The organism is Bacillus sp. EE-W1 (genome assembly GCF_009760835.1).
Taxonomy (GTDB): Bacteria; Bacillota; Bacilli; order Bacillales; family Bacillaceae_G; genus Bacillus_A; species Bacillus_A wiedmannii.
The window spans coordinates 40459-52975 of record NZ_WIPE01000043.1 but is presented as its reverse complement, the minus strand read 5'-3'; the positions used below and the strand labels follow the sequence as shown (position 1 = coordinate 52975).

General features: G+C 34.4%; 14 protein-coding genes. 3 read left to right on the top strand and 11 right to left on the bottom strand.

Annotated elements, in window-relative coordinates; all coding sequences use genetic code 11:
* Window positions 1-95: 95 nt before the first annotated feature.
* The 6 genes from GFJ36_RS04305 to licT form a co-directional block, all read right to left on the bottom strand.
* Window positions 96-467, bottom strand: coding sequence for an ATP synthase subunit I (locus GFJ36_RS04305; protein ID WP_098082428.1), 372 nt, complete (start codon window positions 465-467; stop codon window positions 96-98).
* Between the two features lie 22 nt (window positions 468-489).
* The gene (gene pssA, locus GFJ36_RS04300) at window positions 490-1074 is read right to left on the bottom strand and encodes a CDP-diacylglycerol--serine O-phosphatidyltransferase (protein ID WP_098082429.1); all 585 of its coding nucleotides are present in this window, start codon (window positions 1072-1074) and stop codon (window positions 490-492) included.
* Complete coding sequence (locus tag GFJ36_RS04295) at window positions 1067-1525, bottom strand: MarR family winged helix-turn-helix transcriptional regulator (RefSeq protein WP_098082430.1); 459 nt, start codon at window positions 1523-1525, stop codon at window positions 1067-1069. The genes pssA and GFJ36_RS04295 overlap by 8 nt, the downstream gene beginning before the upstream one ends.
* Window positions 1526-1689: 164 nt before the next feature.
* Window positions 1690-3129, bottom strand: coding sequence for a 6-phospho-beta-glucosidase (locus tag GFJ36_RS04290; RefSeq protein WP_098082431.1), 1440 nt, complete (start codon window positions 3127-3129; stop codon window positions 1690-1692).
* A 95-nt stretch (window positions 3130-3224) separates the two neighbouring features.
* Window positions 3225-5117, bottom strand: coding sequence for a beta-glucoside-specific PTS transporter subunit IIABC (locus GFJ36_RS04285; protein WP_157349495.1), 1893 nt, complete (start codon window positions 5115-5117; stop codon window positions 3225-3227).
* A gap of 147 nt (window positions 5118-5264) precedes the next feature.
* Window positions 5265-6113: a BglG family transcription antiterminator LicT gene (gene licT / locus GFJ36_RS04280; RefSeq protein ID WP_098082433.1), complete on the bottom strand. Its 849-nt coding sequence runs from the start codon at window positions 6111-6113 to the stop codon at window positions 5265-5267.
* A 558-nt stretch (window positions 6114-6671) separates the two neighbouring features.
* Here licT and GFJ36_RS04275 point away from each other — a divergent pair.
* Together GFJ36_RS04275 and GFJ36_RS04270 are read left to right on the top strand one after the other, a co-directional pair.
* A complete protein-coding gene (locus GFJ36_RS04275; protein WP_088608503.1) occupies window positions 6672-6938 on the top strand; it encodes a YmzC family protein in 267 nt (88 codons plus the stop codon).
* A 143-nt stretch (window positions 6939-7081) separates the two neighbouring features.
* On the top strand, window positions 7082-7192 hold the full coding sequence (locus GFJ36_RS04270) for a YjcZ family sporulation protein (protein WP_000505686.1): 111 nt from the start codon (window positions 7082-7084) through the stop codon (window positions 7190-7192).
* A gap of 118 nt (window positions 7193-7310) precedes the next feature.
* Here GFJ36_RS04270 and GFJ36_RS04265 read toward each other — a convergent pair whose 3' ends face one another.
* From GFJ36_RS04265 to GFJ36_RS04245, 5 genes are all read right to left on the bottom strand, one after another.
* On the bottom strand, window positions 7311-7865 hold the full coding sequence (locus GFJ36_RS04265) for an HPP family protein (RefSeq protein WP_000065737.1): 555 nt from the start codon (window positions 7863-7865) through the stop codon (window positions 7311-7313).
* A 118-nt stretch (window positions 7866-7983) separates the two neighbouring features.
* On the bottom strand, window positions 7984-8568 hold the full coding sequence (locus tag GFJ36_RS04260; protein ID WP_087985704.1) for a CGNR zinc finger domain-containing protein: 585 nt from the start codon (window positions 8566-8568) through the stop codon (window positions 7984-7986).
* Between the two features lie 600 nt (window positions 8569-9168).
* Entirely contained in the window at window positions 9169-9996 is an 828-nt protein-coding gene (locus tag GFJ36_RS04255; protein WP_097890622.1) for a class I SAM-dependent methyltransferase, read from the bottom strand.
* 614 nt (window positions 9997-10610) lie between these two features.
* On the bottom strand, window positions 10611-11393 hold the full coding sequence (locus GFJ36_RS04250; protein ID WP_097890624.1) for a hypothetical protein: 783 nt from the start codon (window positions 11391-11393) through the stop codon (window positions 10611-10613).
* A gap of 434 nt (window positions 11394-11827) precedes the next feature.
* Window positions 11828-12073 carry a hypothetical protein gene (locus GFJ36_RS04245; RefSeq protein WP_046957167.1) on the bottom strand — a complete coding sequence of 82 codons (246 nt, stop codon included), beginning with the start codon at window positions 12071-12073 and terminating at the stop codon, window positions 11828-11830.
* Between the two features lie 199 nt (window positions 12074-12272).
* Here GFJ36_RS04245 and GFJ36_RS04240 point away from each other — a divergent pair, with 199 nt between their 5' ends.
* Window positions 12273-12398, top strand: coding sequence for a YjcZ family sporulation protein (locus GFJ36_RS04240; protein ID WP_000540377.1), 126 nt, complete (start codon window positions 12273-12275; stop codon window positions 12396-12398).
* The last annotated feature ends 119 nt before the right edge of the window (window positions 12399-12517 follow it).

Genomic DNA, 12517 nt, shown 5'->3' with positions numbered 1-12517 from the left:
GAAAAGACACTCTTATATGGGTGTCTTTTCTTTGTAATCAAAAGCTCTCTATAAAGGAAGGTTTTCACATCCAAATTAGTGATTTACACAGCACTTTATTCCTTCTCATCCCTCATACTGTAATACCCCAAATTAATAATAACCAAGAAATACCCACCCATAATTCCCGCAGCAAATGTCCACATGTACTCACGGTGTTCAATTTCATACATAATAATCGCGCCGAGTATTGCGGCTGCGAACCGATTTATCATTCCAAGCATCGGTGCTTTTTCTTTTTTTACAATGCTATTTCCGAACTTTTCGATACGCCTTCCTAAAATCCAGGCGCAGTACATACTAACTAAAAGGCCGATGCTTCCCCCTACAAACTGGGCTCGAAAAGGTGTCATCAACCATCCGAATAACATCACGCCTAGCAAACAATATATTTGTATGTTGAATGACCTTAATGCCATACGAATCATGTTATGCTCCTTATCTTTCCTATTAATCCCATCTTTCGGACTTCAAGCTTTCCGATATATCTTTTTTAAAATGGGGGAATTTGATTTTGCTCACCATTAAATAAGCGAGTAAGCATGTACCCAACGCTACGGAAACTGGGTTATTTAGGAGGCATAAAATGAGGAGACACATTGCCGCAAATGGAATGGGCATTCCGATGAATGTTGGGAGTTTGCTTTGTTGCGTGTTAAATCTAGCAAGCCGTAGCATTCCGCAAATACTATAAGCGAGCGCACATATCATCCCAATAGACTGCAAATCTTTTAACGAGGCACTATATGCAAGAATAGACGGTGCCACACCGAAAGTCACTAAATCCGCAAATGAGTCTAGCTCTCCGCCTATTTCCGAAACAGAATCAAGTTTCCGAGCGACCATACCATCAAACAGATCAAATACCATACCTGTAATAATGAACATAACTGCACCATACATATCGTGAACGAAAACAGCGTGAATAGCTAAAAGTCCACACACAAAATTTGCTATCGTAATCATATTTGGTATGTAACTCATCACACGCCTCCCCTCCTTTCTACTAATTGCTTCATCTTCATTCTCACTCATTAGACTGAAGATCCTTCTGTTTTTCTTCCAATATCACTTTATTTATTTTCGTTAACGTATCAGTCATTTGCTGCAAAGCTTCGATATCAATTTTCGAGAAATATTTCTCGATTAATACATCATCTAACTTCGACAATTGCTCCATATACTTACTACCGTTTGGACCGAGTGTAAGGAAATACTCCCTTTTATTATTCGGATTAACTTGCTTTGAAATCATCTGTTGCTTTTCCAATTTCGATAAAACTTGGCTCACAGCACTTTTCGTTATATTAAACGTACTCGCAATGTTATTTGCTGTTGTGTTTTCATTTAAATTGATATGAAATAGCATGCTCTCTTGCTGCCCAGTAAGACCGAACTCATCCTTTAAATCTTGAAATAGTAAAATGTAGAGTTCCGTGTAGGCTCGATTCATTTCATTAATTACTTCTTTATATGATCTAGTCATAGCGTTCTTCCTCCAATTATGCGTTCTTTCATCTTATCTAATAGTTTAGTTTAGTTCACTTAACTAAACTATATTATACCTTTATGTTTGTGTAAAGGGAAATATAGCTCCATCATTCACAATGAAAAAAAGAAGACATCAATTAAGATGTCTCCCTTTCATACTTAAGATTCCAAACTCTTACCATTCGTCTTAATTACTTCCTTATACCAATCGAAGCTTTTCTTCTTCGATCTTTTTAATGAACCTTTTCCTTCGTTATCTTTATCAACGTATATATATCCGTAACGTTTTTTCATTTCTCCAGTAGAAGCACTTACAAGGTCAATTGGGCCCCAGCTTGTATATCCGATAATATCTACTCCATCTTGGATCGCTTCGGACATTTCAATCATATGTTTTTGCAAGTAATCAATACGGTACTCATCATTCACTTCGTCTTCACCATTTAATTGATCGATTGCACCGAGACCGTTTTCAACGACAAATAACGGTTTTTGGTAACGATCGTACAGTTGGTTCGCTGTAATACGGAAGCCTTTCGGATCAATCGTCCATCCCCACTCTGATTTTTCAAGGTATGGATTTTCAACAGAACCGAATACATTTCCGCTCGTTATGCTTTTTAACACTTCTGGATCTGTACTTGTTGCTCGGCTTGCATAGTAGCTAAAGCCAATATAATCAACTGTATGCTCTTTTAAAATTTCCTCGTCTTCTTTTTCCATTTCAATTGTTACATTGTTATCTTTAAAGAAGCGTTTTGCGTATCCCGGATATGCTCCTCTTGCTTGTACATCAATGAAGAAGAATGATTCACGATCTTGTTCCATCGCACGAAGAACGTCGTCTGGATTACATGTGTACGGATACGTTGCACCCGCAGCAAGCATACAACCAATTTTTGCATCTGAAATGATTTCATGACACGCTTTTACAGCTAACGCACTTGCAACAAGTTGGTGATGCGCTGCTTGATACTGAATTTGTTTTTTATTATCCCCTTCTTTAAACGCTAGACCTGCTCCCATGAAAGGTAAATGTAAAAGCATATTAATTTCATTAAACGTCATCCAATATTTCACTTTATCTTTATATCTATTAAAGATCGTTTTTGCGTACGTCTCGAAGAAGTTTACAAGCTTTCTACTTCTCCAGCTTCCATACTTTTCTACTAAATGAACAGGTACATCGAAGTGAGCCATCGTAACAACTGGTTCAATACCGTGCTTTAACAGTTCATCAAACAAATTATCATAAAACTGTAATCCTGCTTCATTTGGCTTTTCATCTTCACCACTTGGGAAAATACGCGTCCACGCAATCGATACACGTAACGCTTTAAATCCCATTTCTGCAAACAACGCAATATCTTCTTTATAACGATGGTAAAAATCAATCGCTTCATGTGACGGGTAAAACTCTCCTTCTACTGGTGTAAAGGAATGAATATTTCCTTTCATAATATCCCAACGATTTTCACCAGTTGGTAATAGATCAACCGTCGTTAATCCTTTTCCGTCTTCTACATATGCGCCTTCAACTTGATTGGCTGCAGTTGCTCCACCCCATAAAAATCCTTTTGGAAAATTAACTTTAGACATATAGAAAAACTCCTTTATATAAGAATGAACGATGAAAGCTATTGTAAGTTTTAAAGAATACCTTTCTTCGTTTGAACCTGTATGAAATGTAACTACTATTTAACTCCTAACTTTAGTAAGGAATCTCCTGCTTGAATCTTTTCTATTTCCGTTTTTTTGATGCTATATTTATCATAATTTGTAACAACAACTGGTGTTGTCACAATGTAACCCGCCTTTTGAATTTCAGCTATATTAAACTCAATAAGTAATTGCCCTTTTTCTACTCTCACTCCTTGTTCAATACGAGAAGAGAAAAATTCGCCATTTAATTTCACAGTATCCATCCCAATATGGATTAAAATTTCAGCACCTGAATCCGCCGTAATTCCTACCGCATGATTCGTCGGGAACAGCGCAGAAATCGTACCTGAAACTGGTGAAAACAACTTTCCTTCTGAAGGCTCAATCGCAACTCCTTCACCTAACGCTCCTGATGCAAATGCAGCATCATCAATGTTTTGAAGCGGCATAACGGCGCCATGGAAAGGACTAAAGATTATTTCATCATCGTTTGATGCAGCAATTTTATCAATTATTTCAGCTGTTTCTGTAGATGTTTGCTTTTTCGTAAAACCAAATAAGTAAGTCAAAATAAAACCTACTATTAAAGAAACAACCATTGAAACAATTGCTCCCCAAAATCCAGCTGTAATCCCATCTTTCGGACTAATAAATGTAGGAAGCGTAAATATACCAAGTCCGCCTGTCATATAACTTTGTGTACCAAATACGCCAAGTATTGCGCCGCCAATTCCTCCAGCAATACAGCTCATAATAAACGGCTTTTTAAGAGGAAGTGTAATACCATAAATCGCTGGTTCTGTAACGCCGAAAATACCTGAAATAAAAGCTGGAATGCTAAGTGTTTTTAATTTCTTATCTTTCGTTTTCATCCAAACGCCAAGCACAGCACCAATTTGAGCAAATGAAGCAGCAAATATAAGTGCTAATATCGGATCAACACCGTTTACTGCTAAATTGTTATAGCCAATCGGAACAACGCCCCAATGAAGGCCAAATATGACAAGTACTTGCCAGAAAGCACCGAGTAAAGCACCCGCTACTAGTGGGCTTGCATTATAAACCCAAAGCGTCGTCTGTCCTAAAAACTGCCCTGCCCACGTCGCAATTGGACCAATAACGAGAAATGTAACTGGTACAACGATTAATAATGTGAAGGATGGTAATAAAAATGTTTTCACAACATCTGGAATAACTTTCTTTAAAGAATGTTCTACTTTCGCTCCAAAATAAGCAGCGAGAATAATTGGAATAACAGATGATGCATAGTTCATTAAAATAACTGGTATCCCTAAAAACGTAATATGAATTGGTGATTCAAACATCGTTCCTGCAAATAGCGTATATAATGGCTCACTTGCTTTTAAACCGGATAAAGCCGGATAGACTAACGCTCCCCCAATTGCCATACCGATGAATGGTGATCCCCCGAATTTCTTACTTGCTGTGTATCCTAAGAAGATCGGGAAGAAATAAAATAACGAATCGCCTACTGCATTTAATATTTGATACGTTCCTGACTGTATACTTAACCAGCCTAACGCTACAAATAATGCATTAAATCCTTTAATCATCCCAGTTGCAGCTAACACTCCTAAAATAGGAGTGAAAATACTAGAAAGAATATCTATAAGACTACTCTTTTTCTTATCACTCGCATTTTCTTCCTCAGCTTCTTGAAACCCTCCAGCAGCAATAACCGCTTTGTATACGTCAGATACATGGTTACCAATTACAACTTGATATTGTCCGCCGCTTTTCATAACAGTCACAACATCTTCCATACTTTTCAGTACTTCTGTATTTGCTTTCCCCTCATCTTTTAATTGAAATCGTAAACGAGTTATACAATGTACAACGCTATGTATATTTTCTCTCCCGCCAACATTCTTCAGTATGTCTTTTGCTAATTTTTCATACTTCATAGTAACTTTCCCTCCCTACAATCATCCCATTTATTATTTTTTATAAAAGAAAAAACCTAAACTAACCGTAACGGCGCGATACATACGAATCACTCCACTACAAGTCAATTTAGGTTTTGCCTGCCAAACAGTAACAATCCCGTTTATTCAATTACATAATTCATTGCGTTTCGTTACACGATGAATGTGTAACGTTACATACACTTTTTCATCTTTTGAAAGATGACTATTATGTGCTTTTCGTAAATACGCTTCAATTTTTTCTGTACAACAATATGCCTCTTCATACTTACTTTTCACTTGCTCGTATAAAAAATCATCATCGGCCGAGTTCAATTCCTTCTGCATTAAACGTTGCGCAAAATACCGTAAATGCGTTACAAACCGACTATAATTAAATGAACTTTCATCTAAGTTCATCTTATAGTGGTACTTTACAACATTTAAAATATCTTGGACGATTTTCGTCATCGCTACCGTTTGTTGCATCGCCGGTTCTCCTTGCTGCGCATTAACGAAATGTAGTGCAATTGACCCTGCTTCATCTTCAGAGAGTGTAAACCCAGTCTCTTCTTCAATTATGTTCAAAGCTTGTAGACCAATTTCAAACTCTTTCTGATAGAACCTCTTAATCTCCCAAAGCAAAGTATTTTTGAGATCCATTCCTTCTTTATGCCGAGTTAAGGCGAAACTTAAGTGATCCGTTAATGTAAGATAAATATAATCACTTAAAGTCCCCGGCAAAACTGTCTTAGCAAACTGAATAATTCTCTCGGTAATCTCTAAATTTTCTACAGGAATTTCAGTTAGCAACCTAGCAAGTTTCTCTGATAATTCTTTTGTTTCTAGCACAAAGGTCTTTTCTATCTTAGATTCATCAATCGTATCGCCTATTTTTTTCTGAAATCCCAAACCTCTGCCCATCAGTACAACTTCTGTCTCAGTATCCTTCATCGTACAAACAACATTGTTATTTAAGATTTTATGGATTCTCATATTGTTCCGCCTTCTTCTTCTTAAAGTCACAAAAGGTAATAAAAAAACCTAAACTGATTCCAAAAGCCACACTACACCCGTAGCCTCTAGATCAATTTAGGTTTTGCCTGCCGAACAGTAACAATCCTTTTACTTATTAACTTACCTTTATTATACACAAAGAGTAAGCGGTTGCAATGATAAATTATTGAATATTTTTTTACAAAGAAAAATACTAACAATCGATCAGCTGTTGCTTGCATTCATTACAAGACTAGTTATATACATCATTATATTTTACAATTACCGTAGATAACTTACATATTTCACCATGTTTATCATCCTGAATAATCAAACATAATCATTAATAAAATTCCATATAGACCCAGTAATGGTTAAAATGTTATAATGAAACTACCCTACATAGTTACTCATATTCAAACTGAGGAACTGGCGTCTTATTAAGCAATGCGCATAACTCAAATAAAAAAGACACTTTCAAGTGTCTTTTTTATTTATTTTCATAAGAATTATCTCTTTTATAAACAAAATCTACTCAACAACAAAGGAGAATATCGAATGGAGAATACTGTATCGAGAGAACTACGTAACATACGTATATGCCTTATCATCTTGATCATTGTCATTGCGTTTTGGGATCGTGAGAAAACTGTGGAAATCACTGACCACGGTAGCGATCCTATCGTAAACACCAGCAATATGACCCCAGTTGGCGATAATACATTTGCCTATAAAGACGAATCTAATCAAATTAAAATATTTAAATTTAACCCAGATACAAATGAAATAAAACTAATAAAAGAATTTTATGCTAGCGAATATTAATTACATAAAGGCATCTTAAGGTGTCTTTTTTTATTTTCAAAAGGACCTGCTCACGTTTATGCTTCAAAACATAAAGTAAATAGAATCCGTTAAAAAACACGAGTGACCCTTTGTTTTCCCCTCTTATTAAAGGAGGAACTATTATGGGATTTGGTGGTAGTTGCGGCGGAAGCTGCGGTTTTTCTGGAGGATTTGCTTTACTAGTTGTATTATTTATTTTATTGATCATTGTTGGAGCTTCTTGCTTCTGCTAAAAAACTATTGGAAAAGACACTCTTATACGGGTGTCTTTTCTTTTTAAACTAAAATGTATGTGAAATGAAAACATAGTAAAAATGGGATACTTACTCAAATTGTTTTTCACCTTATAAATTATATCCAAAAAGTTGGATAGCTCCTTTTACTACTCATATTATTAATAAATAAAGCAATAACTACAATAACAAGGGAACCAACTAAAACCGGTGTTACTAAATAACTCCAACTGTATGCTCCTAAAATAACGACAATGGGATCAGCCCCTGCCGGAGGATGCGTTGTTCTTGTTAACATCATAATAGCAATCGACATACCAACTGCTAAAGCAATTGTCCAATATTCATTCCCAAACAAATGATATATTGATAGACCAATGAAAGTTGAGATCAAATGTCCTCCAATAATATTACGCGGCTGAGATAGCGGTGCATTCCAAACTCCAAACGCTAATACACAACTCGCTCCAAATGGAGCCATTAGTAATTCTGTAGAAGTTATACTCGTTAAATATGTTAAGGTGAGAATCGTTAAAAATCCCCCCAATAATCCCGTTAAAGAGTCCTTTATATTTACTTGTAATGGACTTCTTCCTTTCCCTTTCATTTTTGCAAAATATCGTACACTTATTGGTTGATCCTCTTTCTGCTTAGCTGCTGTTATATTACTCATCATTCTCCTCCTTTATTTACCAATAATTATATTCCGAACAAACTAACCAGTCAATATCAATTTTAGAGGTTAGTTTAAAAATGCAGAAAAAAAGAATCAACTGTTATAAGTTGATTCCCTAAACTTCTTCAGACTTTCGAACCTGAAATTTTGCTACCTTTTTTCGGTTCCCACATATTTTCATAGAACACCATTTTCGCTTTCCACTTTTATCTATAAATAATAAAACACAGTCAGGGTTTGAACACCTTTTAAGAGAAATAAGCTCATTTGATGCTATTAACGTTAAAGCATCAAATGCAATTAACGATACAAGTACATCCTCAATTTTTCCAACTGGAATAGGTACTAAACTCTGTTCAATAACTTTATATGTAAATGGTGCCTTCTCAATTTGTTTTTCTAAATACGTAATAAAATCATCAGAAATTTCGTGCTGATCGGCAATTGCCTCAAACTGTTTTCTCAGTAATTCTCTTAGCTCTAGTATGCTAGATGTAACTTGATTCATTCGCTCTTGAATTCCTATAAGTGGTTTTTCGTCCGAAAAAGGAAGATTAACCTTTATTACATGTAGCCATTCTAATACATCTTCATCTGTTATTAATAAATCATAACGTTGTCCACGCCTAACTAACTCTGTATTCACTAAATCTAATGAGAGATTTCCAGATATAAGCGGGAATTGTTTTCTTTCCTGCATGTACTCATCACCTACTCTTTAAACAATCATATTCCAAATTAATACAGAAGTGCAACTTTTTTATAAACTACAAAGTATGAAGACCAAAGCCTTTAGCCATAATTATGACTAAAGGCTTTTTGTATATAACTTAAAAAGGAGCTGACTGTATGGAACATAATAAAAACGGGATGCTTGCTTTAATCGTTCTGTTTGTAGGACTAGCTTTTTTTATTTTCGGTATGGTTTATCATTTATGGGGCTCCGTTTAAAACAAAAATGAATCGCATCGTTAGAAACGTTCTCAAACAACTCTATCCCCACCTACAATTTGTGAATAGTCCTTGAGATAATCTCCTTACATACTACATGTTGTAAAATGATAATAAAGTTATTAAATTTTAAAGGCTCAAACAAGCATAACCCCGTTCTAAATTTAGGACGAGGTTATGCTTGTTTAATTTTTAAAGTAAAATATTTACTACACTAAAAAATATAATAATAAAGCCATTTAAAAATCTAAGTTTTATCCAACAATAGCTGCCGTTTGTTGAAAAGAAAAAATATTGCTTTTTGAAAAAAGTTATAACATATATTTCTTTCTCTTTGTTCGATTTAACCTTATTTTTCTAACAATAAGGCTATAGTTTGACTTCCTCCATTGCCAGTTTCACCAGAAACATCATCGTAAATTTCTTTTACAGTAAACCCTACAGCAGTTACCTCTTTGATGAATAATTCTTTTGTGAAGAATTGATACCAAATGTTGTAAGTTTCTATTTTATCATCGGTTACCACTGTTGTTTGTTCTAATGTTACTCTATCAGGATATTTAAGATTTCTACCGATAGCTAAATAGCAATCCTTTGACCAGAAACCACCATTTTCATTCATACTCCAATATTGTTCTTCCTTGAACTGATCAAATTTATTTTGAGAGAAAACATCCAATAACAACTTTCCACCATTCTTCAGACTGTTCCAAATGTTGAAAAGTAATTTACTACGATTTTCAGGCGCAAGAGCACCATAATCACAATATATCAATAGGGCCAAGTCATACATATTTGAATCATTTAATTCCAAATAATTTTCATAGCGATATTCAATATCATAATCTAACTTTTTTGCTTGTTCTTTAGCATAACGAATTGAGTTTTCAGAGAAGTCTATCCCTGTTACTGTATAACCTTTTCTAGCTAATCGCTCACTATACAGACCTGGGCCACAACCTAAGTCTAGTACTTTTTGATAAGATTTTTTGGGAGCTATTTGTTGGATAAATTCAATAGATTTATCAATAAACTGAAAACTCCTACTAGCTCCTTCAGTATCAGAGCTTAAATGAACCTCTAATAATTTTTTAGCAATATAAGGATCTTGCCAAAAAACATTATCAGTTTGTTCAAATCGTGAAGGTACCTGCAATTGGTTTAATAAATTATTCATAAAAACTTCCTCCTAAAAATTTTTAAACACAAAAAACCGCAGAGCTTTACTCTGCGGTTAAAAAAGAGAACAAGTCCGTAGAGTAAAAAAATCAAATGGGCATACCGAATAAACACATAAAAATGCGTATTTCAGTTTGCTTCAAATTGATTTATTTACTCTTTTCCAGTCATAACAAAGTTCCCGAAAACCAAACTTCTGCTATGCCGAACTTCTTCACCTATCCTTTTAGTGTTTGTATAAATATAACAGACCATAAACTACGAGGTCAACTACTAGTTTAACCCATTATTCAAGGATATGGCCCGATTGTTGAATAGAATGACTTGCATTTTTAAAAAGCTTTTTTCACTTTTTACATGTAGAGTTTTTTTATGAATAGATACCTATTAAATAAAGAATGAGAAATGTATATTCAATTCTATAAAAATAGTGTGCTACTCCAATTGGTCTTGTTTCAAAAACAGATGCTACCAGTTCATCGTCTATACTAAATTATCATTTGTAACATTGAAGAAATTTAATTTACTTGATATGAAAATGAAGAAGAACTTCCCTTACAAAAAGAACTCATATAAATGTTTAAAGAGGATGCACAGATAGATGCATCCTCTTTAATTTACCTTCCGTCCGAAAAATGTAAAAACAAAAACATCTTTTGTCCATTTTCCTTTCCCATACATATAAAATACAAGTCCACTAATACTAGTTAGTATAAGAAGCACTACGAAATATATCCAATTTTTGTTATTACTATTCTTTAAGCTATCTATAATTTGCTCCTTAGTATTTCCCATATAAACAAATTTTCCATATCTACTAGGTAATTCTTTTATTACCTTTCCCTCTACTGATCCAAGTACAACTACATTTTCTTTATTTTCTACTGCTCTAAATGAATAAAAACTTTTTCTTCCATCTGCTAACTTTGTAGTATTCACCTGAATATCATTTATTCTTGTTGAAATTACATTCTGACTATTTAATTCCATAAATGGAGTTTCAAGAGACATATTTTCTTTATTTATTAATTTCAATTCTTTATTTCCAATATGTATTGGTTCATTATAAAAAGCTGTTACTTGGCCGTTACTCCATAACGAACGATTGGGTGCAGAAGTCTGTGTATAATATGTCGTTTTTTTCTTTTGAATTCGATTCACTACCGCATACCCATCAGCAAGTAGCGTTTCATCCCCTGTTACATGTTCAGAATATATCTCTCCCCTTACAAAGTATATACCGTTTTTAACCTCTTTATCGCTTGAAATCATCTGTACATCACCGAGTTCATTCCAGACTAAAAAACTATTTAAACTCTTATACCCATAAAAAACAAATACCATTAATAAAATTGTAAACAATGCCCCTATTTTAATTGTTGCCTTTTTATTCACTGGTTGTTATTCCCCCATATACTACGAATACTTCCATCTTAAAATTATAATTAGAAATATTATTCCTGTACATATATTAATCTTTTTTCCCTAAGCTAACTTTGTTACCTACTATTTAAGTAAACGTCAAGTAATGCTGAAGCTACACACTTATTTGTATTTTGCTCTTCCATTTCAGCCAATAATAAAGCCGGTGAAGCGGTAAGTTCTGTTTCCGCACCAGACACCTAAAATATATACAACACATCATCATATAATTCATATATATGCAACATTACATAAAAATATTTAGTATTACATGCTATACTAAAAAAGGAGTCGACAATCGTTATTTTCTTCTTATTTTTAAAGCAATATGGATATACCTTCTTAAATCATTTGGATTGTACAAGTAAAAGAAGACATCTTACTAGATGTCTTCTTTTCTTATATTTTTATGAATTCCTTTGAGCAGATGCTCTCCAAGCACGAAAAGATGTTGGGTGTCCAGAATGAGCTCTTTGCTTTGCAGCAGCAACAGCTGGTTTTTCTTCAATAGTCGTTGGTTTCTCTTCCACAATCGCTGATTTTTCTTCAAGAGTAGTCACAGCAGTTTGTATTTTTTCCAACTGCTCTTTTAAAGCTTGCTGTTCAATCTTTAAATCCGTAAGTAATCGTAAAATCATTTCAGAATTGGCCATAAAGATCCTCCTTCCCCCAATACACAGAATAAAATACAATATGTCATCAGCATAATACCCGTGACAAAATAAGGTCGTCAATTCTTATAAAATCTAAGTATCTTTTATTTTTCAAAAGGACCTGCTCAAGTTTATCCGTAAAAACATAAAGTAAATTAAATCCATTAATTAAATGGTCTTTATGGAAGGAGGAGTTAATATGGGATATGGCGGTAGTTGTGGTGGAGGCTGTGGTTTCGGCGGCGGATTTGCTTTACTTGTTGTGCTCTTTATCTTATTAATCATCGTAGGAGCTAGTTGTTGGGGCGGCGGATTCGGCTGCTAAGGAGAGGCACTCTTGAGAGTGTCTTTTTTTCTTATAATAATTAATTCCTCCTCTAGCTGCACCGAGTTTACATATATAATCCGTCATAATACCCTTGAATTGATTACTACGTCTCCTTT